A 19939-nucleotide genomic window follows, 5' to 3' on the forward strand; every position below is an offset into this window, starting at 1 on the left:
TGCGTCACCCTGCTCTTGCCTGAAGCGGAGAATCGCGATGCCCCTGGACCTTATTTTCTATACCAACCCCATGTCGCGCGGGCAGATCGCCCGCTGGATGCTGGAGGAGGTTGGCGAAGTCTATGAAACCATAATCCTGGATTATGGCCCCGATGGCATGAAGTCGCCCGACTATCTGGCGATCAACCCGATGGGCAAGGTGCCGGCCATCGTCCACCAAGGCAGGATCGTGACCGAATGCGCGGCGGTCTGCGCCTATCTGGCCGATGCTTTCCCTGCCGCCCACCTCGCCCCGCCGCCGGGCGAGCGACATGATTATTATCGCTGGCTCTTCTTCACCGCCGGTCCGGTTGAGGCCGCGGTGACCAACAAGGCGATGGGTTTCGTCGTCCCCGAAGGACGCGAACGGAGCGCCGGCTATGGCTGTTTCGACGATACAATCGATACGCTGGAAGCGGCGGTATCAGGTGAGGGTTGGATTTGCGGCGACCAGTTCACCGCCGCCGACGTGTATGTCGGATCGCAGGTCGATTGGGGGCTGCAATTCGGCACCATTCCCAGCCGTCCCGCCTTTGAATCCTATGCCGCCCGCCTGCGGGAACGCCCGGCTTACCAGCGGCAAAAGGAGATCGACAACAGCCTCATCGCCGAGATGCAGAAACAGGGCTGAGAGGTTAGGCGCAGCTTAAAAAAAGGCGTTATTATATTTGACGTACCCACGCAAAAGCGTATGTACGAAGAATGACCAGCGCACTTTCAGCTCCGCACTTCCACAACGAAGAAGCCGCCTACGCCTATGTCGAGGCGCGCATCTGGCCGGAAGGTCCAGTCTGCCCGCGCTGTGGCGGCGTGGAGCGCATTTCGAAGATGCAGGGCAAGTCCACCCGCATTGGTGCGTACAAGTGCTATCAGTGCCGCAAGCCCTTTACCGTGAAGATCGGCACCATCTTTGAGGCCTCGCACGTCCCCATGAACGTGTGGCTCCAGGCGATGTATTTGATCGCTGGCAGCAAGAAGGGCATTTCGAGCAACCAGCTTCACCGCACCCTTGGCGTCACTCTCAAAACCGCTTGGTTCATGTCGCAGCGCATCCGCGAAGCTATGCGGTCAGATGATTTTTCGGCGTTCGGTTCGGGCGGCGGGATCGTGGAAGTGGACGAGACTTTCATCGGTCGCATTAAGGGCGCGCCGGTAAAGCGTTCGTTTCACCACAAGATGAAAGTGCTGGCGCTGATCGACCGCGATACCGGCAAAGCCCGCACTATGGTCGTGGACAAGGTCAACGCCGCCACCCTCATGCCGATCGTGAAGGTGAACATTGCCCGCGAAGCCGTGGTCATGACCGACGAAGCGATGGCTTACACCACGGTTTCAAAGCACTTCGCGGCGCATGGCGTAACCGTCCACAGCGCTGGACAGTATGTCGATCCCGCCAATTCGGCTATCCACAGTAACACCGTGGAGGGCTATTTCAGCATCTTCAAGCGCGGCATGAAAGGCGTGTATCAACACTGTGGCGAGCAGCATTTGCACCGCTATCTGGCGGAATTTGAGTTTCGGTATAACCACCGCATTGCGCACGGCATTGGCGATACCGAGCGTGCCAACATTCTGCTTACTGGCGTCGTCGGCAAGCGGCTCACCTATCAAACAACTCGTGAGGCCTGATCGTCATGCAGGAAAAGAAGCATCAAGAGACGCCAGAAGAGCAGAGCGAGCGATTCCGAAAGGAGGCTCAAAGGCTAATCGACGCTGGCGAACTAAACCCCACCGAGGCCGCTGAAAAACTCGACCGGATTACTCGCAAATTCTTAGATAAATCGCATCAGTAAACGTTGAAGGTCGTTAGCTGCTGAAGCGATCGGATACACTCCTGCGAGCATTCCATGCATAATTGCGACTGAATCGTCCGAACTTTGCGGGTAAGGAGGTTCGCCATAAATTCTTCGACAGAGTTCCTCTCTCAAAGCGTAAGCTTTTGGCCAGAGATTAGTTCGCCAAATAGTAGCTTTCGTACTAGATTCTGCCATCATTCTTTTCGTTTCTTCTTCACAACTTTCAACGGACCGATCTCGGTACGGGGTATTTTCGAGCGAGGCAGCTAGGGCCTGAATCCGGAATATGCACTGAGTGACAGCGGCGCGAAGTTGGTCAGCGCTCATCCCCGCCAAACTTTGCAATAACCCAATATCGTAGCGGTGGTCCCAAACGCGCGAATCATCATCAAAGAAAATTATGTTCTCCCGCGTTGGGAGTCTTGGCCGGATGAAAACATCTATTTGGATGCGACAAAGTTTCGGGTCAAACTCGTCCCATCCTACAGGTAAGTCTAGCATCTCATCAGAAATTGACGAGATTTTGGTGATCAAACGATCATCCTGAGCTAGCGTGAATAGAGGGTTGCATCCCTCATAATCTTCAGGTTTGCCAATCTCGTCGCTGTTTTGCGGCATTTTAAGGGCGTCGATCAAGGCCTTGATTTGATTGTCCGCGTCAGCGACGTTCCCCTCCCTTTCAGTGGAGCGAAGAATCCGAAACTCTAACGCGCACTCAACAGCCAATACTGGCAGAACGAGAGGGACAAATTTTATCCCGTTCAGAGACGGAACAAAGGATTGCACCCACTCTTGCACGAACGCGGACTCATGTCTTTCACCGATAGACCAACTCGCCAGAAACGGATTTCTAGCCCACAGCCTTTTAATCTGTTTGTGAAAGTGCTTCCTAAGTTCAGGTCGTTGCTGGGTTCGCCCCTTCTGACTGGTCCTAAGCAGCCCTTCGTAAGTGAGAGTGAATTTCAGAGGACATCTCCAAGAGCGAAACTCCGGGTCCGCCGAATGAACGCGAGTCTCACGCATCACCTAGCACCCCCGCTCGCGCTTGGGTACGCGAAATATAACAACGCCTAAAAAAAGACCCGGCGGAGATGTCCGCCGGGTCTTTTGCCATGTCGTTGATACAGCGCGGTCAGTCGCGGCTGCCACCCATGAAGCGCAGCAGGAACAGGAACATGTTGATGAAGTCGAGATAGAGGTTCAGCGCCCCCATCACTACCGATTTGCCCATCATGTCGGTGCCTGCGACATGGGCGTAGATGCTCTTGATCTTCTGCGTGTCATAAGCGGTCAGGCCCGCGAATAGCAGCACGCCAAGGCAGCTGATCACCAGATCCAGCGCGCTGGACTGGAGGAACAGATTGATCAGCATCGCGACGAACAGGCCGACCACGCCCATGATCAGGAAGGTGCCGAAGCCCGACAAATCCTTCTTGGTGGTGTAGCCGTAGAGGCTCAGGCCCGCGAAGGCGGCCGCCGTGGCGAAGAAGGTCTGCGCGATCGACGTGCCGGTATAGACCAGGAAGATCGACGAGAGCGACAGGCCCATCACCGCTGCATAGACCCAGTAGAGCGCCTGCGCGGTCGCCGTGGACAGTCGGTTGATGCCAAAGCTCAGCACCATCACGAACACCAGCGGGGCGAACATGATGACATATTTCAGGATGCCGGGGCCGGCGAGTATCTGATAGGCGAGCCCGCTCGACGCGAACAGCAGCGCGACGATGCCAGTCAGCAGTACGCCGCTCGCCATATAATTATATACCGACAGCATGTAGCGGCGCAGCCCGGCGTCGAACGCCTCGCCGCGCGCGGTGGTGGCGTTGCCAAAACCCGCAACACCGGAACGGGGGTCGGACCAGTTGGCCATGAAAATCATCTCCTTCACCGGCACTCCTTGCCGGTTCCTCTATTATCGGCACTTATGGCCGCGACTTCAAGCCAAACCGGAACAGGCGTGGCACATCGTTCGCGGGGGTCTATATGGGACGGATGCACCGCCTGTTCGTCGCCATCCGTCCGCCCGCCCCGATCCGGTCCCTGCTCCTGTCGCTGATGGGCGGAGTGGAAGGCGCGCGCTGGCAGGATGACGACCAACTGCACCTGACCCTGCGCTTTATCGGCGAAGTGGATCGCCACCGGGCCAATGACGTCGCCGATACGCTGGGCGCCATTCGCTTTTCGCCCTTCACCATCAGCCTGTCGGGCGTCGGCAGCTTCGATCGCAAGGGCATTGTGGATATAATTTGGGCCGGCGTGCAGCCGCGCGATCCGCTGGCGCAGTTGCACCGGAAGATCGACCGCGCCTGCGTGGCGATGGGCCTGCCGCCGGAAGGCCGCGCCTATCTGCCGCATATCACCTTGGCGCGATTCGGCCGATCCGGCGGCCTGGTAGACGGTTTCCTCTCCGTCCATGCCGGGCTGGCCAGCCCCGCCTTTTCGGTCGAACGCTTCAGCCTGTTCGAAAGCCGGATCGGCCATGCCGGGGCCAGCTATGTTCCCGTCGCCAATTATGACGCAAGCGGCGGCGGGGGGTAGCGCTTCCCCCGCCTGACCATCGCACCAGCCGGTCAGCCCGCCTTCAACACACCGCACGCGACGCGGCTGCCGGCATTGCCCGCCGGATCGCTCTTATTGTCATCGGCCTGCGCGTGGATGACGATCGCTGCGCCATCGGCATCGAGCAGCGGCATCGACCCGCTCTGGATCATGCCGCCGGGCACGACATACTCCATCTCGCCCATGCCGTCCGATCCCGCCATCATGTTGGGCATGTCGCCCATATGCTTGCCGGCCGGATTATCCTTGCCATGTTCGCGTGCGGTCGGGTTCCAATGGCCGCCGGCGCTGGTGAAGTCGGGCGCGGTGCACATGCCGGTGGTGTGGATATGCACCGCGTGCATACCGGGCGTCAGCCCCTGTGCCTTGACCAGGACATGCAGCCCGTCGGCCGCTTCGGTCACCGTCGCCTCCCCGCGGGGGCTGCCGTCGCCTGCAGCCAGGCTGGTGCGAGCCGTCGGCGCAGCTGCGGGGGCGGCGGCGTCCGAGGCGGCGGTGGCACAGGCGGATGCCGCAAGGCCAAGCGGCAGGGCGAGCAGGATGGGCATGATCTTCATCGACAATCTCCAGGGAAAAGCGCGAATTCTTCTGCGCGAACGCGGCAGACCGCCTTTTGTTGCCGATGCGAACCGATTTGTCACGGTCGCGCCGCCGCCATGATGGTATGGCAACCCGATAGTGATCGCGCCCGATGGACCATCCGCCGCCACTGCCTATCCGCGCCATCCATAGTTGCTACCTATGGATCGCCCAAGATTCACTATTTGACCCCCTGGCCGACTTTAGGGATGGCGGACCGAACAGGAGCAGGACAATGAACTGGCATCATGCAATTGCGCTTTCGATCGGCACTGCCGGCCTGATCGGCGCGAGCAATGCCGCGTCACCGGAGGGCGATCATCGATCCAGCCTCACCATCCAGCTTCCCGACCCGGCGCGCCTGCCGCGATTGACAACCGTCGATCCCCGTTTCCAATCCTATAATGTCGAAATGCTGGAAGTGACCGGCGGCGCTTTCTGGAAGCCCTATGCGGATGCCGCGCCGACAGTTGGCACGGCCCAGAGCGGCCATGCCGGGATCGATGCGTCCGCCTACCAATATCGCCCGCCGATCGACCTCACCAACAAACGCCTCGTCATGCTCGCGAGGGCGCTGGGTCCAGCCTATCTGCGCGTGAGCGGAAGCTGGGCGAACAGTGTCTATTTCGCTGACGGCGAAGCCGCTCCCGCCCAGCCACCCGCCGGCTTCAAGAGCGTTCTCACTCCGAAACAGTGGCGCGGCGTAATCGACTTTGCGCGGTCGGTCGATGCCAGGATCGTCACATCCTTCGCCATCAGTTCCGGCGTGCGGGATGCGGATGGCGCCTGGACCGACGATCAGGCCCGTCGCTGGCTGACCTACACGCGCGCCATCGGCGGCAACATCGCGGCGGCCGAATTCATGAACGAGCCATCCATGGCCGGCATGGGCGGCGCGCCGAAGGGCTATGACGCGGCCGCCTATGGCCGCGACTTTCGCCGGTTCCGTCAGTTTGCCGCCACCCAGGCGCCGGGCATGATCCTGCTCGGTCCCGGTTCGGCCACGGAAACACCCGCGCCCTGGGGAATGCCGCCGCATATTCCCGGCTCCATATCCACCGCCGCGCTGATGGCGGCGGCGGGGCCGGGCATCGACGCCTTTTCCTACCATCATTATGGCGCCGCATCGCAACGTTGCGCCTCGGCCCGCCTGCCGCAGACCAGCCTGGATCAAGCCCTGTCGGAAGAATGGCTGGCGCGCACCAGCGCCACGCATGACTTTTACGCCGCGCTGCGCGACGCTTATGCACCGGGCAAGCCGATCTGGATGACCGAAGGCGCGGATGCGGCGTGTGGTGGCAATCCGTGGGGCGGCCATTTTGTCGATAGTTTCCGGTATCTCGACCAGCTCGGCCGGCTCTCCAAGGCGGGGGTGAAAGTCGTAATCCACAATACCCTCGCCGCCAGCAACTATGCTTTACTGGAACCATCAGACTTTACACCCAAGGCCAATTATTGGGCCGCCCTCTTATGGCATCGATTGATGGGCGCAACCGTTCTGGACGCGGGCGTGCCGCTTCATGAGGGCGCCCATGTCTACGCCCATTGCCAGGCGGGCCGTCCCGGCGGGGTGACGCTGCTCATCATCAACAACAGCGTCGATGCCGATACGCGCCTGACCCTGCCGATCGCCGGGCGTCGCTATACGCTGTCCGCGCCCGTCGGCCCATCCTCCAGCGCACGGCTCAACGGCACCTTGCTGCGTCTGGGCGCCAGCGATCGATTGCCGGCGATGAAGGGCGTGGCCCAACCGGCGGGCCAGGCGACCTTCCCCGCGCGCTCCATCAGCTTCGTGACGCTGGACGGGGCAGACAACACCGCCTGCCGCTAGAGCGCTGTCCTAGCCGCCCATCATTGGGCTATACTGCTTGCCTCTCATGACAATATGTCCCACTGGCGACCGGAAATGGCCGCGTCTGCGGGAAAAATGCGAAGTTAAGCGAAGAATGTCCAATCATCAGGTTCATATCATCGGCGGCGGTCTCGCCGGATCGGAAGCGGCATGGCAGCTGGCGCAGGCGGGGATAAAGGTCCGCCTGTCGGAAATGCGGGGAACGGGCGACATGACCCCCGCGCACCAGACCGACGGTCTGGCCGAACTGGTCTGCTCCAACAGCTTCCGCTCCGACGACGCCGACAAGAATGCGGTGGGCCTGCTGCATCAGGAAATGCGCCGGCTGAACTCGCTCATCATGGCGAGCGCCGAACCGGCCAAGGTGCCCGCCGGCTCCGCGCTGGCCGTTGACAGGCATGTCTTTTCCGACGCCGTCACCCGCGCGCTGGCCGACCATCCCAATGTGGAGGTCGTGCGCGAACGGATCGACACGCTGCCGACCGAAGGCATGACCATCGTCGCCACCGGCCCGCTGACCGCCACCGCCCTCGCCCAGAGCATCGGCCAGGCGGCGGGGATGGAGCATCTTGCTTTCTTCGACGCGATCGCGCCGGTGGTCCATCATGACAGCATCGACATGGACCAGTGCTGGATGGCCAATCGCTGGGACAAGATCGGTCCCGGCGGCGGCGAGGGCAAGGATTATATCAACTGCCCGATGGACAAGGACCAGTACCAGGCCTTCGTCCAGGGGCTGATCGACGGCGAAAAGACTGAGTTTAAGGAATGGGAAGCCAATACTCCCTATTTTGAGGGCTGTATGCCGATCGAGGTGATGGCGTCGCGCGGGCCGGAAACCCTCCGTCACGGTCCGATGAAGCCGATGGGCCTCGACAATCCGCGCACCGGTCGCTGGCCCTATGCCGTGGTGCAGCTACGGCAGGACAATGCATCCGGCACGCTCTGGAACATGGTCGGCTTCCAGACCAAGCTGAAACATGGCGCGCAGGTGGAACTGTTCCGCACCATTCCGGGTCTTGAAAAGGCCGAGTTCGCACGGCTGGGCGGGCTGCATCGGAACACCTTCATTCAAAGCCCCAAGCTGCTCGACGCCACGCTGCGCCTGAAAAGCGCGCCGCATATCCGCTTCGCCGGGCAGATGACGGGCTGCGAGGGCTATGTCGAAAGCGCTGCGATCGGCCTGATCGCCGGACGTTTCGCGGCCGCCGAATTGCTCGGCCGCGCGCTGACGCCGCCGCCCGCCGACACGGCGCTAGGCGCATTGCTCGGCCATGTGACGGGCAATGTGGCAACCGCCGACTATCAGCCGATGAACGTCAATTTCGGCCTGTTCCCGACGCTCGAAGACATCAAGAAGAAGCAGCGCAAGGAAGCCTACACCGCCCGCGCCCGCGCCTCCTTCGGCGCATGGATGGGGGACATGGCGATCGGCTGATCTTTAGAGCGCCGTTCGTTCCGAGCGTGTCAAGAAACGCAAAGGACTGCTCTAGCCGCTTCTCGACTGCGCTCGCAGCGAACGGATTTGGACATCAGCATCTGCATTTCGGCTTGGCGCTGCGCTTGGGCGCGGTCGTGGCGAATTCGGCGGGGGTCAGCTTGCCATCCTTGTCCGCGTCCGCTGCCGCAAAACGGTCGGACGTGGCCACCGCCCATTCCTCGAAGGACAGGAGGTTGTCGCCGTCCTTGTCCAGCGCCTTGAACGCCTTGGTGCGGCTGCCCATCATCTCGATCCGGGTGATGATGCCGTCGCGATTGCGGTCGTAGCGGGCGAAACGCTTCTGCTCGCGGCTCTGCGGGCTGGCCTGCGCCGGCATGGGCGGCGCCTCGCCCACCGCGTCGGGATCGCCCTGCGGCAGCGTTTCGACCTGCGGCGGCGGCGGCGGCGCGGACGCGAGTTGCGGCACCGGGACATTGTCCGCGCGGCCAGCCCACCAGAACAGGCCGCCCGCAACCAGCAACAATGCCGCCATGCCCCCCGCCAGCAATCGCCCCATATCCGCCCTCCCTGCTTCAGACGGGGAGCCTATCCCGATCGTCTAGCGCCCGACAAGCGCGATCCGCAACAGCCGCAAGGCCAGGCCGCGCGGCATACCGCGCGGCGCGCCGCGCCCGGCCAGCACATCCTGCCGGGCCAGAGTGAAGGCGATCCGCTGCGGTTTCCACGCCGCGGGCCAGCGCGCCCCCTCCACCTCGCTTAGCAGTTCGCGCGCCAGCGCCAGCGCCGCCTCGCCCAGCGCGGCGTCCTCGACATGGCCCGCCAGATCCCACAGCGCCCAGACCTGCCCGGACGCCGCCAGCCAGTCCGGGCCGTCAGCCGCATCGGCCAGCGCGCGGAACAGCCCTGCCCCGCGTCCCGCCGCATAGGCGCGCAGCCCCTGCGCATCGATCTCCGGCTCGATGACCAGCACCTCCCAGCCGTCGATCATCGCCACCAGTCCCGGCGCGTCTATTGCGCCGGTCGCGCGCAGCGCATCGGCGACCGGCTCGCCCTGCCCCTTGCGTCCCTGATCGTCCTCGACCACGTCGTTCCACCAGGCAAGCCGCATCTGGCCGATGGCCCGCTCGCGCGTCGTGCGCGCGACATGCGCCAGCCGGCCGTCAAACGCCCACAACGCGCGATGTCGCGCCGCGTCGGATCCGGCATGGCTGGCAAGCAGCGTCGGTAGCGGCGGCAGGCTTTCTTCTGCGGGCATCAACCGACTCGCCGGTGGCAAAGGGGCATCATGCTTATGCGTTTTTTAACCATCTTCCTCATACACATTCTAACGAGTGTGCCTGCATAGCCAGGCAAGCTGTCCAGCCCGAATGTGGGGGGCGTCGGGCGCGACATGGATGATTGCGGGCAAATGGGCAAGATACACGGACATACCAAGGGCTTTCTCGCACGACTGGCGGGCAACCAGGCTGGCAACGTCATGGCCATGGTGGCGGCGGCGATCATCCCGCTCGCGGCGCTGATCGGCGGCGGCCTGGACATGAGCCGCGCCTATATGGCGCGCGCGCGCCTGCAACAGGCCTGCGACGCCGCGGCGCTCGCCGGCCGGCGTGCGATGACAACATCGTCCATGACCACCGCCAACATTGCGGAAGCCAAGAAATTCTTCGATTTCAACTTTCCCCAGGGCACTTTTCAGGTGAAGAGCTTCACGCCTGTCATCCGCAGCAAGCCTGGCGAAACCACCACGGTCCAGGTGTCGGCCACGACCACCATCCCCACCACCGTGATGAAAATCTTTCGCTACGAAACGCTGCCCTTGTCGATCACCTGCGAAGCGCGGTTCGACATCGGCAATACCGACGTGATGCTGGTGCTCGATACCACCGGATCGATGGACTATTCGATTTCGGACGGCAATGGCGGCACCACCACGCGCATCGCCGCGCTCAAGCAGGCGGTGAAGGATTTTTACGACACGCTGGGGCCGGGCGCAAACAGTACCGGCCGCATCCGCTACGGATTCATGCCCTATAGTTCGACCGTCAATGTCGGCTATCAGTTGCCGACCAACTATCTTGTCGGCGGCGTCAGCGGAGAGACGTGGGATTACCAGACGCGGCGGCGGTATATCAGCAGCTACACTTCCGCAACCAGCTATGGCGGCTGGACCCTTGTTTCGGGATCGAAGACTGATGGCAGCGGTCAAGACAATGATCGCTATAGCTGCCCCGGTACGCGCAACGACACCATGACTCAGTCATCCAACACGACGGCCGGCACGGCGACGACCGCGAGCGACGGGACAATCACGACTCCCGGAACGGAGACGCGGACCACTAACGGCATCAATTACAGCAACGGCAGCTGCTATTATTCCAGCAGTCGCTATCGTCGTGACTGGACGTCGGTCACCTACAATAATTATGTCGAGCGCCGCACCTACACAACGACCCAGACGCCGCAATATAGCTGGCAATATGGGCAATATCCGATTGATGTATCTGGCTTCATTACCGGCAATGCGACGGCGAACCCTGCCTATCACAGCAGTTCACCCTATGATTCGAGCAGCAATCTGGTCGCGTCCACCTCGACTTGGGCGGGCTGCATCGAAGAGCGGGATACCGACAGCAGCATCACGTCGAGCACCTCGACCAGCAGCACGCCATCGAATGCGCAGGATCTAAACATCGATGCGCTGCCAAATCCTGCGCAGAAGGGCACCAAATGGCGTCCCCACTGGCCGGACGTTGAATTTACCCGCAGCAACAGCGCGTCAGGCACCTGGCTCAACACCGCGACGCGCATCAGCGGCGGGTGGAACGCCTGCCCCAGTCAGTCGCGCCGCCTGACCAGCTATACCAGCCGCAGCGCCATTCCGACGGGCCAGACGAGCAGCTTCGACAGCTATGTGAACGGCCTGGTCGCGGTCGGCGGCACCTATCACGACATCGGCATGTTGTGGGGCGCGCGCTTCCTGTCGCCCACCGGCATCTTCGCCAGCGACAACGCCAATGCGCCCAACGGGTTCAACATTTCGCGTCACATCGTCTTCATGACCGACGGTGACATGAGCGCCTATGACCAGGTCTATGGCGCCTATGGCTATCAGAAACTCGACGCCCGCGTCGCCTCAGGCAGCACCGGCAACACCGACCTCACCGCCATTCACAACACGCGCCTCCAGATGCTGTGCAACTCGGTCAAGTCAAAGGGCATCACCATCTGGGTCATCGGCTTCCGCAACCAGTCGGAAGGCGATATCCAGACGCCGCTCCAGAATTGCGCGACCAGCGCCAACCACTGGACGATGGCCTATACCGCATCGTCGCTCAGCCAGAAGTTCAAGGACATCGCCAAGAATATCGGTGGACTGAGGGTGTCGCAATGATCGGGCGGATCGCGACATTGCTCACGCGCCTGCGGGACGATGTCCGGGGCGTCACCCTGCTGGAATTCGCCCTGGTTTCGCCGGCGCTGATCCTCACCATCATGGGCATCGGCGACCTCGCCTATCAATCCTATCTGCGCTCGGTCGCGCGCGGCGTGCTGGAAAAGGCTTCCCGCTCGGCCTCGGTCGGCACGCTCAACGGGACACAGCTCGACGCCTATATCGCCGCGCAGATGTCGACGATCACCGCCAAGAACGGCTCACCGCCGGTGGTGGTCAAAAAAAGCTATTATAATTTCTCCCGCGTCGGAAAGCCGGAAAAAATCACGACCGACACGGCACCGCTGGGCACCTATAATAGCGGCGATTGCTACGAGGATGCGAACGGCAATGGCTCATTCGATGCGGCAGGCGGCAGCACCGGGTTGGGCGGCGCGGACGACATCGTCTATTATGAAGTCACCATTTCCCAGCCGCGCCTGTTCCCGATGGCCAAGCTGCTGGGATGGAGCCCCACCCAGTCCGTCACCGTGAAAACCATGGTCCGCAACCAGCCCTGGGCCAATCAGGGCACACCGACGATCCGCTGCTCATGAAAAAGATGCCCCCTCTGGTCCCGCGCCTGCTGCTGCGCCGCCTGCGCCGGGACGAACGCGGCCTGGCGCTGATCGAATTCGCCTTCTCCCTGCCTGTCCTGCTGATCCTGGGCATGGCCGGACTGGAGTCGGCCAATCTGGCGCTGGCCCATATGCGGATCAGCCAGATCGCGATGCTGGTCGCCGATAATGCCGCGCGCGTGCGCACGTCGATCGACGAAGCGGATGTGAACGAAATCATGACCGGTGCGGACCTGTCTTCGGAAACTCTGCGGCTCAAGGCTAATGGCCGCATCATCCTGTCCGACCTGGAGCCCAATGGCCTGACCGGATCGAATGCAGGCCAATATATCCGTTGGCAGCGTTGCTGGGGTGATGGCGCCTTCACGTCCAGCTATGGCCTCGTCAACAAGGGCAAGACCGATGGCAGTCTGAAAGACGGGATGGGTCCGGGCACCACCGCCGCGACCAAAGTGACCGCCTCCAGCGGCACTGCGGTCATGTTCGTGGAGGTCGCCTATACTTATCAGCCGCTGGTCAGCAACTCGATCTTCGGCCCAAAGGTCATCCGCTATTCCAGCGCGTTCAACGTGCGCGAGCGGACCGACCAGGCGATCAAGAATGGCGGCAATCTGGCGGCAGCGAACACCGCCCGCTGCACCTGAAACCAAAAGGGCGGCCCCGTCGGGGCCGCCCTTTCGCCTTTATTTGTAGCAGACCTTCTTGGCCGCATCGACCACACGGGCCGCGTCGATCAGCGCCGCCTTTTCCAGGTTCGCGGCATAGGGCAGCGGCACATCCTCATTGGTGACGCGCAGGACCGGGGCGTCGAGATCGTCGAAGCCCTTTTCCATCACGACGGCGGCGATTTCCGACGCGATCGAGCAGGTCGGCCAGCCTTCCTCGACCACCACGATGCGGTTGGTCTTCTTCAGGCTTTCCAGCACCGTCGCAGTGTCGAGCGGGCGCAGCGTGCGCAGGTCGATCACCTCGGCATCGATGCCCTCGCCCGCCAGCGTCTCGGCCGCGTCCAGTGCCAGGCCAACGCCGATCGAGTAACTCACCAGGGTCACGTCCTTGCCCGGCTTCATGATGCGCGCCTTGCCGATCGGCAGGACATGATCGTCCAGCTTGGGCACGTCGAAGCTACGACCATAGACCAGTTCATTTTCCAGGAATACGACCGGGTCTTCGGACCGGATCGCGGCCTTGAGCAGGCCCTTGGCGTCGGCCGCATCATAGGGCGCGATGACGATCAGGCCGGGGACGGCGGCATACCAGGGACCGTAATTCTGGCTGTGCTGCGCGCCGACGCGGCTCGCCGCGCCATTGGGACCACGGAACACGATCGGGCAGCGCATCTGGCCGCCGGACATATAGTTGGTCTTGGCCGCCGAGTTGATGATGTGGTCAATCGCCTGCATGGCGAAGTTGAACGTCATGAACTCGATGACCGGACGCAGGCCGCCCATGGCCGCGCCCGCGCCGATGCCGGCAAAACCATATTCGGTGATCGGCGTGTCGATCACGCGCTTGGCGCCGAATTCATCGAGCAGGCCCTGGGTCACCTTGTAGGCGCCCTGATATTCGGCGACTTCCTCGCCCATCACGAAGACGCGCTCGTCGCGGCGCATTTCCTCCGCCATGGCGTCGCGCAACGCTTCGCGGACGGTCGTCTTGACGAACTCGGTGCCTTCGGGGATCGCCGGATCCTGCACGGTCGGCTTGGCTTCGGCGGCGAGCTTGGCGGCGCCGCCTTCGGGCTTGGTCGGCGCTTCCGCTTTCGCGTCTGCCTTGGCGGTCGGGGCCGGAGTCGGTGCGACTTCGCCACCCTCGCCCGCCATTTCGGCGATGACGGTGCCGACCTTCACGCCTTCGGTGCCTTCGGAGATCATGATCTTGCCGATCTTGCCTTCGTCGACGGCTTCGAATTCCATCGTCGCCTTGTCGGTCTCGATCTCGGCGAGAATGTCGCCGGACTTGACCTCATCGCCTTCCTTCACCAGCCACTTGGCCAGCGTGCCCTCTTCCATCGTCGGCGAGAGCGCCGGCATCTTGATTGCGATACCCATTAATATTGCTCCACCAGGACGTCGGTATAGAGTTCATGCATTTCGGGCTCAGGCGAGGTTTCCGCGAAGTCGGCCGCCTCGGCGACGATCTTGCGGATCTCCTGGTCCATCGCCTTGATGTCGTCTTCGCTGACGCCGGCCTCGGTCAGATATTTCTTCACGCCCTCGATCGGATCGGACTTGTCGCGCATCGACTGCACTTCCTCGCGCGACCGGTATTTGGCCGGGTCGGACATGGAGTGGCCGCGATAGCGATAGGTCTTCATTTCCAGCAGGATCGGGCCATTGCCGCCCTGCACCCATTTGAGCGCTTCCTCGGTCGCGCCGCGCACGGCGAGCACGTCCATGCCATCGACCTGGATACCGGGAATGCGGAAGCTTTCGCCGCGGCGGTAGAGCTGGTCTTCCGACGAGGCGCGGTTGACGCTGGTGCCCATGGCGTACTGGTTATTCTCGATCACGAAGATGATCGGCAGCTTCCACAGCTCGGCCATGTTGAAGCTTTCGTAGACCTGGCCCTGATTGGCCGCGCCATCGCCGAAATAGGCGACGCATACGCCGCCATCATCATTATATTTGTGGGCAAAACCCAGGCCCGCGCCCAGCGACACCTGCGCGCCGACGATGCCGTGACCGCCATAGAATTTATGCTCGACGCTGAACATGTGCATCGAACCACCCTTGCCGCGCGAAATGCCGGCTTCGCGGCCGGTCAATTCGGCCATGATGAGCTTGGGATCGATGCCATAGGCCAGCATGTGGCCATGGTCGCGATAGCCGGTGATGACGCTGTCCTTGCCGGGCTTGAGCGCCGACTGGATGCCGACAGCAACCGCTTCCTGGCCGATATAGAGGTGGCAGAAACCGCCGATCAGGCCCAGGCCATAGAGCTGACCCGCCTTTTCCTCGAAACGGCGGATGAGGACCATCTGCCGGTAGAATTCCAGCAACTCTTCCTTGCTGGCCTTATAGTCGGTGGGGGTTTCGGGGCGAGGCCGGTTATGGTCCGCGCCTGCGGGCGCGTCGGCCTTCTTTGCACTCGAAGCACGCGGCGTCGTAGGTTTCGCCAAGGCTCTTATCCTTTTGCGTGGGTAGGATGGAAGGAAGCCCGATATAGCGGTAGAGATGCAAGAATTGCAACGGCGGACCCCACGGAATCCGGGCAGAAACAATAGCTGCGGCGGAAATCTGATGGCACGCGACGCGCCGTGCCGGATCAGCGACGGGGCGCGGCTTTCTCGATGCTTGCCGCAGCGTGATTTTTCGTGGCTGACCGACGCCGCGCCACGGGTCAGTTCAGCGGCACGATCACTTCGTCATGATGGATGACGCCCAGCTGGCGACGGATCAGTTCGTCCGCCAGATCCGGGTCGACCTGGCGCGGGTCCAGCGCCTCGACCCGGTTGCGCAATTCCGCGCGCGCGGCCTGCGTCTTCTTGAGCTCCAGCTTCGCCTGGTGCAGCTGGCGCGTATAGTCGCCCCACGCCAGGACGCCGTTCGACCCCAGCACCACATAGCCCGCGAAGGACAGCAGCAGCAGCAGCGCGATCGCCGGACCAAAGGCCGATACCAACAACAGTCGAAGTTTCGCGATATGCGCCATGGCCTACTGGAATCACAGCAAAAGGCCGGCCGCAAGCGAAAAATCGCCAAGTTGCGACCGGCCGATCAATTTGGCCTCAAAAGACCTGTTTTTCAGCGGAAGATCGAACGTCCCGCATAGACGGCGACATCGCCCAGTTCTTCCTCGATACGGATGAGCTGGTTATATTTGGCGAGCCGGTCCGACCGGGCAAGCGAGCCGGTCTTGATCTGACCGCAATTGGTCGCGACGGCCAGGTCGGCAATGGTCGCGTCCTCGGTTTCGCCCGAACGATGCGACATGACGGCGGTGTAACGCGCGCGGTGCGCCATCTCGACGGCGGCCAGCGTCTCGGTCAGCGTGCCGATCTGGTTGACCTTGACCAGCAGCGAATTGGCAAGCCCCTTGTCGATGCCCATCGACAGCCGCGCCGGATTGGTGACGAACAGATCGTCGCCGACCAGTTGCACCTTCGCGCCGATCTTGTCGGTCAGCGCCTTCCAGCCTTCGAAATCATCCTCGCTCATGCCGTCCTCGATCGACTTGATCGGATAGTCGGCGCACAGCGCGGCCAGATAATCGGCCATCTCGACCGGCGACAGTGACAGGCCCTCGCCCGAAATTTCATAGTTGCCGTTCTTGAAGAATTCGGTCGCGGCGCAATCCAGCGCCAGCACCACATCGTCGCCGGGCGTGTAGCCGGCCTTTTCCACCGACTGCATGATGAAATCGAGCGCGTCGCGGGTCGAGGCGAGATTGGGGGCGAAACCACCCTCGTCGCCGACCGCGGTCGCCAGCCCCTTGTCATGCAGGCCCTTCTTCAAGGTGTGGAAGATTTCCGAACCAATGCGCACCGCGTCGGCCAGACTCTCCGCCCCGACCGGCATGATCATGAATTCCTGAAAGTCGATCGGATTGTCGGCATGTTCGCCGCCATTGATGATGTTCATCATCGGCACGGGCAGGACATGGGCGCTGACCCCACCGACATAGCGATAGAGCGGCAGGCCGCGCGCGTCGGCGGCGGCCTTCGCCGTGGCCAGGCTCACGCCCAGGATCGCGTTGGCGCCCAGGCGCGACTTGTTCTCCGTGCCGTCCAGGTCGATCATCGCGGCATCGACTTCGGCCTGGTCCTCGGCGTCGATGCCGATGATCTGCTCGGCAATCTCGTCATTGACCGCCGCCACAGCCGCCAGCACGCCCTTGCCCATATATTTGCTCTTGTCGCCATCGCGCTTCTCGACCGCTTCATAAGCGCCGGTCGATGCGCCCGAAGGCACGGCGGCGCGGCCAAAGCTGCCATCTTCCAGCATGACATCGACTTCGACGGTCGGATTGCCCCGGCTGTCGAGGATCTGGCGGGCGTGAATGTCGAGAATGGCGGTCATGATCGCTCCCTGATGATTGGCCTGCTGATGATCGGCCGCGCCCTCGCCGGACGCCGGTTTCGCGTTCCGCTTAGCCAGCACCTGTATCAATGGCAATGCAGGGGGTTGCGCCGGCAGAAAAAATGCCGATGCTCAAAATGTAACGGCAACGGAACTGTAGGCGTCCACCATGCATTAGGACTGGAACGCCTGCCGCAACGCTGCATCGAAAGGGAGAATCAGGACGATGGCCGACACCCCCGAAACCCCGCCTGTCAAGCGCGGCCGCAAGCCCGCCGCCGCCAAGCCGGTGAAGGCCAAGCCCGCAAAGGCTGTGGGCGCCCCGGCGCCGGTCAAGACCGCACCAGTCAAGAAAGCGGCGACGCGCAAGGCGGAAACGAAGAAAGCAGCCGGTAACGGCGCCAGTGCCCAGGGTTGGACCGCGCAGATCGCGCCGCTCAAGGCCCAGGCTGAAAAGGCGGCCAAGTCCGCGGCGGACAAGCTCAACGCGGTCGATTGGAAGGCGCATATTGACCCGATCAAGGATCAGGCCGGCAAGACCGCAAAGTCCGCCGCTGGCGTGGCGAAGGACAAGACCGGCACCGCCATGCAAAGCCTGGCCAAGCTGATTTCCGACACTGCGGGCACGGTCGATGCCAAGCTCGGCCCGCAATATGGCGACTATGCGCGGCAAGCGGCCGAACAGGTCGCGGGGGCTGCCGACAAACTGGAAGGCAAGGAAGTCGATCAGTTGATGGATGAGGCCCGCGACTTCGTACGCAAAAGCCCCGCCGTCGCCATCGGCGCGGCTGCCGTTGTCGGCTATGTGCTGATGCGCCTCGCCAAGGGGTCTGACGATAAAGCATGACATGTTTGGGCGTGAGCGTTCAGGCCCGACCATCGGGGCCTGAACGCTCAGGCCTGAACGACCGGCCTGACCAGATTGCGCAGGCCGGTTATTCCCCACCCAGTGGAGGGCTATTTTGATCGAACAGCCAGCGGAAACGGCGGTCACGCCGCTCGCCGACGGGCCGGACGAGGACGTGCGCGACGAAACGGTCCGTGACGCCTTCGCGCGCTTCTATGCCGATGCGCGCGCCTATGCTGCCGCAGAGGCCGAAAAGCAGAAGCTGCGCGCCGGCATCATCGCTACATCGGTACGCAATGCGGCGATCCTGGGCGTCGTCGCCTTGATGCTCGTCTTTGCCACGCTGGTCGCCCTGTTGGTCGGCCTCGTCCTGGCGCTGCAATCCAGCCTTGGCGCCATGGGGGCCACGTTCACGGTCGCCGGCGGCGGCCTGCTCGTCGCCGTCATTCTGTTGCTGCTGGCAAAAAACTGTATCACCCGCATGAAGAAGGCGATCGCGTCATGACCGACAAAACCGCCTATCGCGATGCCGTCGCGCGCGCGCGGGCGCAGCGGGACCGGATGATCGCCAGCGCGCAGGCCGCCAAGGCGCGCGTCGCCCCCGCCCGCCTGAAACAGGATGCGGTGGACAAGGTGACGGCGACTGTACTGGACGGCGCGGCCTATGCCGCCGCAAAGACGCAGGAACGCCCCTACGCCGTGGGCGCCGGGCTCGCCGCCTTTGGCATCTTTCTCGCGCGGCGGCCATTGGCGGCACTTTTCGGCCGGCTATCCGTTCGTTTCAGGAACACCGACACCGACAATTCGGAGAATGAATGATGGCTGACATTCGTGCCCAGATCACTCGCGCCCGCGAAGCCGCCAATGATGCGGCAACCACGGCGACCGACCGCATCAAGGATACCACCGGCAAGGCGCGCGAGGGCGCCGGCGACCTGATCCAGACTGGCAGGGACAAGGCGGGCGAAGCCTATGCCGATGCGCGTGACAAGACGCAGCGCGCCGCCACCCGCGCCAACCAGATCGTGCAGGATCATCCGGTGGTCGCCGTCGCCGGCGCCGTCGCCGCGGGCGCGCTGATCGCCTGGATGTTCCCCAAGAGCCGCCGCGCGATGAAGGCCCTGCCCGGCCTCGCCGCCGCCACCGGCACCCGGATGATGGAAGCCGCGGTCGCCGCCCGCGCGGCCGCCGCAGAGGGCGCCGAAAGCGTGAAACAGCGCGCCGGTGATGCGTTCCATGCGGCCGAAGACGCCGCGTCGGACGCGAAGGACACGATCGCCTCCACCGATCTGACCGCCAGGGCATCGAAGCTGGCCGACGATGTGACCGCGATGGTCGCCGCTCGGGTGGATGCGCTGAGCGACGCGATTAAGGCGCGATTGCCCAAAAGCTAATCGCGATTGCCTGAAACGCAATCGCGTCCTCTTCTTGGCGGATCGCGGGGACGATGCTAAGGCTCCGCGATCATCCAAGGGAGAATGAATAGCGCCATGAGCAAAATGCATCTGGTGATGGGCGGTCGCGTTACCGATCCGCAGACGCTGGAATTTCAGGATCTGGACAAGGTCGATCTGGTCGGCGTCTTTCCTGACTATGCTTCGGCTGAAAAGGCCTGGCGCGGCGCGGCCCAGCGCACGGTCGATGACGCAGAAATGCGCTATGTGATCGTGCACCTGCACCGCCTGCTGGAGCCGGAACTGTCGGCCGCCTGATCAAAACCGTCATTGCGGGCGTAGCGCAGCAATCCAGAGGAGCTTCGTGGATTGCTGCGCTACGCCCGCAACGACGATTTAATGC

General features: G+C 62.7%; 22 protein-coding genes. 13 read left to right on the forward strand and 9 right to left on the reverse strand.

What is annotated here, in order from left to right; translation table 11 throughout:
* Positions 1 to 37: 37 nt before the first annotated feature.
* The gene (locus C100_RS32675; RefSeq protein WP_024019234.1) at positions 38 to 670 is read left to right on the forward strand and encodes a glutathione S-transferase family protein; all 633 of its coding nucleotides are present in this window, start codon (positions 38 to 40) and stop codon (positions 668 to 670) included.
* A gap of 71 nt (positions 671 to 741) precedes the next feature.
* Positions 742 to 1668, forward strand: coding sequence for an IS1595 family transposase (locus C100_RS32680; RefSeq protein ID WP_024019235.1), 927 nt, complete (start codon positions 742 to 744; stop codon positions 1666 to 1668).
* A gap of 143 nt (positions 1669 to 1811) precedes the next feature.
* Here C100_RS32680 and C100_RS48250 read toward each other — a convergent pair whose 3' ends face one another.
* Together C100_RS48250 and C100_RS32685 are read right to left on the reverse strand one after the other, a co-directional pair.
* Positions 1812 to 2633, reverse strand: a complete 822-nt coding sequence (locus C100_RS48250; RefSeq protein ID WP_152536430.1) for a hypothetical protein — start codon at positions 2631 to 2633, stop codon at positions 1812 to 1814.
* Positions 2634 to 2967: 334 nt separating this feature from the next.
* Positions 2968 to 3705 carry a Bax inhibitor-1/YccA family protein gene (locus C100_RS32685; protein WP_031309053.1) on the reverse strand — a complete coding sequence of 246 codons (738 nt, stop codon included), beginning with the start codon at positions 3703 to 3705 and terminating at the stop codon, positions 2968 to 2970.
* Between the two features lie 122 nt (positions 3706 to 3827).
* Here C100_RS32685 and thpR point away from each other — a divergent pair, with 122 nt between their 5' ends.
* Positions 3828 to 4373, forward strand: coding sequence for an RNA 2',3'-cyclic phosphodiesterase (gene thpR, locus C100_RS32690; protein WP_031309054.1), 546 nt, complete (start codon positions 3828 to 3830; stop codon positions 4371 to 4373).
* Positions 4374 to 4405: 32 nt separating this feature from the next.
* Here the strand turns inward: thpR and C100_RS32695 are convergent, their stop codons facing one another.
* Positions 4406 to 4951, reverse strand: a complete 546-nt coding sequence (locus tag C100_RS32695) for a superoxide dismutase family protein (protein WP_024019239.1) — start codon at positions 4949 to 4951, stop codon at positions 4406 to 4408.
* A gap of 257 nt (positions 4952 to 5208) precedes the next feature.
* Here C100_RS32695 and C100_RS32700 point away from each other — a divergent pair, with 257 nt between their 5' ends.
* Together C100_RS32700 and trmFO are read left to right on the forward strand one after the other, a co-directional pair.
* On the forward strand, positions 5209 to 6804 hold the full coding sequence (locus C100_RS32700) for a hypothetical protein (RefSeq protein ID WP_024019241.1): 1596 nt from the start codon (positions 5209 to 5211) through the stop codon (positions 6802 to 6804).
* Positions 6805 to 6919: 115 nt separating this feature from the next.
* Positions 6920 to 8263, forward strand: coding sequence for a methylenetetrahydrofolate--tRNA-(uracil(54)-C(5))-methyltransferase (FADH(2)-oxidizing) TrmFO (trmFO, locus tag C100_RS32705; RefSeq protein WP_024019242.1), 1344 nt, complete (start codon positions 6920 to 6922; stop codon positions 8261 to 8263).
* A 94-nt stretch (positions 8264 to 8357) separates the two neighbouring features.
* Here trmFO and C100_RS32710 read toward each other — a convergent pair whose 3' ends face one another.
* Positions 8358 to 8822, reverse strand: a complete 465-nt coding sequence (locus C100_RS32710; RefSeq protein WP_031309055.1) for an EF-hand domain-containing protein — start codon at positions 8820 to 8822, stop codon at positions 8358 to 8360.
* Positions 8823 to 8864: 42 nt separating this feature from the next.
* Positions 8865 to 9521: a hypothetical protein gene (locus tag C100_RS32715; RefSeq protein ID WP_024019244.1), complete on the reverse strand. Its 657-nt coding sequence runs from the start codon at positions 9519 to 9521 to the stop codon at positions 8865 to 8867.
* A 153-nt stretch (positions 9522 to 9674) separates the two neighbouring features.
* On the opposite strand from C100_RS32715, the gene C100_RS32720 reads away from it, so the two are divergent.
* Genes C100_RS32720 through C100_RS32730 form a run of 3 tightly spaced genes read left to right on the forward strand, consistent with a single transcriptional unit; the run spans position 9675 to position 12918 of the window.
* Positions 9675 to 11657, forward strand: coding sequence for a TadE/TadG family type IV pilus assembly protein (locus tag C100_RS32720; RefSeq protein ID WP_024019245.1), 1983 nt, complete (start codon positions 9675 to 9677; stop codon positions 11655 to 11657).
* Complete coding sequence (locus C100_RS32725) at positions 11654 to 12253, forward strand: TadE/TadG family type IV pilus assembly protein (protein ID WP_024019246.1); 600 nt, start codon at positions 11654 to 11656, stop codon at positions 12251 to 12253. The genes C100_RS32720 and C100_RS32725 overlap by 4 nt, the downstream gene beginning before the upstream one ends.
* A 5-nt stretch (positions 12254 to 12258) precedes the next feature.
* Positions 12259 to 12918, forward strand: a complete 660-nt coding sequence (locus C100_RS32730; RefSeq protein ID WP_037530025.1) for a TadE/TadG family type IV pilus assembly protein — start codon at positions 12259 to 12261, stop codon at positions 12916 to 12918.
* A 39-nt stretch (positions 12919 to 12957) separates the two neighbouring features.
* On the opposite strand, the gene C100_RS32735 is transcribed toward C100_RS32730, so the two are convergent.
* The 4 genes from C100_RS32735 to eno form a co-directional block, all read right to left on the reverse strand.
* Positions 12958 to 14325, reverse strand: coding sequence for a pyruvate dehydrogenase complex E1 component subunit beta (locus C100_RS32735; RefSeq protein ID WP_024019248.1), 1368 nt, complete (start codon positions 14323 to 14325; stop codon positions 12958 to 12960).
* A complete protein-coding gene (gene pdhA, locus C100_RS32740; protein WP_024019249.1) occupies positions 14325 to 15395 on the reverse strand; it encodes a pyruvate dehydrogenase (acetyl-transferring) E1 component subunit alpha in 1071 nt (356 codons plus the stop codon). The genes C100_RS32735 and pdhA overlap by 1 nt, the downstream gene beginning before the upstream one ends.
* A gap of 221 nt (positions 15396 to 15616) precedes the next feature.
* Positions 15617 to 15928: an FtsB family cell division protein gene (locus C100_RS32745; RefSeq protein ID WP_024019250.1), complete on the reverse strand. Its 312-nt coding sequence runs from the start codon at positions 15926 to 15928 to the stop codon at positions 15617 to 15619.
* A 92-nt stretch (positions 15929 to 16020) separates the two neighbouring features.
* Entirely contained in the window at positions 16021 to 17295 is a 1275-nt protein-coding gene (gene eno / locus C100_RS32750) for a phosphopyruvate hydratase (RefSeq protein ID WP_031309056.1), read from the reverse strand.
* Positions 17296 to 17521: 226 nt separating this feature from the next.
* On the opposite strand from eno, the gene C100_RS32755 reads away from it, so the two are divergent.
* The 5 genes from C100_RS32755 to C100_RS32775 all read left to right on the forward strand — a co-directional run bounded on the left by C100_RS32755 (position 17522) and on the right by C100_RS32775 (position 19854).
* A complete protein-coding gene (locus C100_RS32755) occupies positions 17522 to 18142 on the forward strand; it encodes a hypothetical protein (RefSeq protein ID WP_024019252.1) in 621 nt (206 codons plus the stop codon).
* A gap of 115 nt (positions 18143 to 18257) precedes the next feature.
* Complete coding sequence (locus tag C100_RS32760) at positions 18258 to 18647, forward strand: hypothetical protein (protein WP_024019253.1); 390 nt, start codon at positions 18258 to 18260, stop codon at positions 18645 to 18647.
* Positions 18644 to 18961, forward strand: coding sequence for a hypothetical protein (locus C100_RS32765; protein WP_024019254.1), 318 nt, complete (start codon positions 18644 to 18646; stop codon positions 18959 to 18961). The genes C100_RS32760 and C100_RS32765 overlap by 4 nt, the downstream gene beginning before the upstream one ends.
* Positions 18961 to 19536, forward strand: coding sequence for a DUF883 family protein (locus C100_RS32770; RefSeq protein ID WP_024019255.1), 576 nt, complete (start codon positions 18961 to 18963; stop codon positions 19534 to 19536). The genes C100_RS32765 and C100_RS32770 overlap by 1 nt, the downstream gene beginning before the upstream one ends.
* 96 nt (positions 19537 to 19632) lie before the next feature.
* The gene (locus tag C100_RS32775; RefSeq protein ID WP_031309057.1) at positions 19633 to 19854 is read left to right on the forward strand and encodes a DUF4170 domain-containing protein; all 222 of its coding nucleotides are present in this window, start codon (positions 19633 to 19635) and stop codon (positions 19852 to 19854) included.
* Positions 19855 to 19939 lie beyond the last annotated feature (85 nt).

Origin of the sequence: Sphingobium sp. C100, assembly GCF_000508185.1 — a bacterium.
Lineage (GTDB): Bacteria > Pseudomonadota > Alphaproteobacteria > Sphingomonadales > Sphingomonadaceae > Sphingobium.

What these genes read in the sequence shown, in the direction of transcription:
- thpR (WP_031309054.1), top strand. Translation starts at nt 3,828, where the DNA reads ATGCACCGCCTGTTCGTCGCCATCCGTCCGCCCGCCCCGATCCGGTCC.
- C100_RS32770 (WP_024019255.1), top strand. Translation starts at nt 18,961, where the DNA reads ATGGCTGACATTCGTGCCCAGATCACTCGCGCCCGCGAAGCCGCCAAT.
- C100_RS32715 (WP_024019244.1), bottom strand. Translation starts at nt 9,521, where the DNA reads ATGCCCGCAGAAGAAAGCCTGCCGCCGCTACCGACGCTGCTTGCCAGC.
- C100_RS32700 (WP_024019241.1), top strand. Translation starts at nt 5,209, where the DNA reads ATGAACTGGCATCATGCAATTGCGCTTTCGATCGGCACTGCCGGCCTG.
- eno (WP_031309056.1), bottom strand. Translation starts at nt 17,295, where the DNA reads ATGACCGCCATTCTCGACATTCACGCCCGCCAGATCCTCGACAGCCGG.
- C100_RS32765 (WP_024019254.1), top strand. Translation starts at nt 18,644, where the DNA reads ATGACCGACAAAACCGCCTATCGCGATGCCGTCGCGCGCGCGCGGGCG.
- trmFO (WP_024019242.1), top strand. Translation starts at nt 6,920, where the DNA reads ATGTCCAATCATCAGGTTCATATCATCGGCGGCGGTCTCGCCGGATCG.
- C100_RS32730 (WP_037530025.1), top strand. Translation starts at nt 12,259, where the DNA reads ATGCCCCCTCTGGTCCCGCGCCTGCTGCTGCGCCGCCTGCGCCGGGAC.
- C100_RS32725 (WP_024019246.1), top strand. Translation starts at nt 11,654, where the DNA reads ATGATCGGGCGGATCGCGACATTGCTCACGCGCCTGCGGGACGATGTC.
- C100_RS32735 (WP_024019248.1), bottom strand. Translation starts at nt 14,325, where the DNA reads ATGGGTATCGCAATCAAGATGCCGGCGCTCTCGCCGACGATGGAAGAG.
- C100_RS32675 (WP_024019234.1), top strand. Translation starts at nt 38, where the DNA reads ATGCCCCTGGACCTTATTTTCTATACCAACCCCATGTCGCGCGGGCAG.
- C100_RS32720 (WP_024019245.1), top strand. Translation starts at nt 9,675, where the DNA reads ATGGGCAAGATACACGGACATACCAAGGGCTTTCTCGCACGACTGGCG.
- C100_RS32755 (WP_024019252.1), top strand. Translation starts at nt 17,522, where the DNA reads ATGGCCGACACCCCCGAAACCCCGCCTGTCAAGCGCGGCCGCAAGCCC.
- C100_RS32680 (WP_024019235.1), top strand. Translation starts at nt 742, where the DNA reads ATGACCAGCGCACTTTCAGCTCCGCACTTCCACAACGAAGAAGCCGCC.
- C100_RS32695 (WP_024019239.1), bottom strand. Translation starts at nt 4,951, where the DNA reads ATGAAGATCATGCCCATCCTGCTCGCCCTGCCGCTTGGCCTTGCGGCA.
- C100_RS32775 (WP_031309057.1), top strand. Translation starts at nt 19,633, where the DNA reads ATGAGCAAAATGCATCTGGTGATGGGCGGTCGCGTTACCGATCCGCAG.
- C100_RS32685 (WP_031309053.1), bottom strand. Translation starts at nt 3,705, where the DNA reads ATGGCCAACTGGTCCGACCCCCGTTCCGGTGTTGCGGGTTTTGGCAAC.
- C100_RS32710 (WP_031309055.1), bottom strand. Translation starts at nt 8,822, where the DNA reads ATGGGGCGATTGCTGGCGGGGGGCATGGCGGCATTGTTGCTGGTTGCG.
- C100_RS32745 (WP_024019250.1), bottom strand. Translation starts at nt 15,928, where the DNA reads ATGGCGCATATCGCGAAACTTCGACTGTTGTTGGTATCGGCCTTTGGT.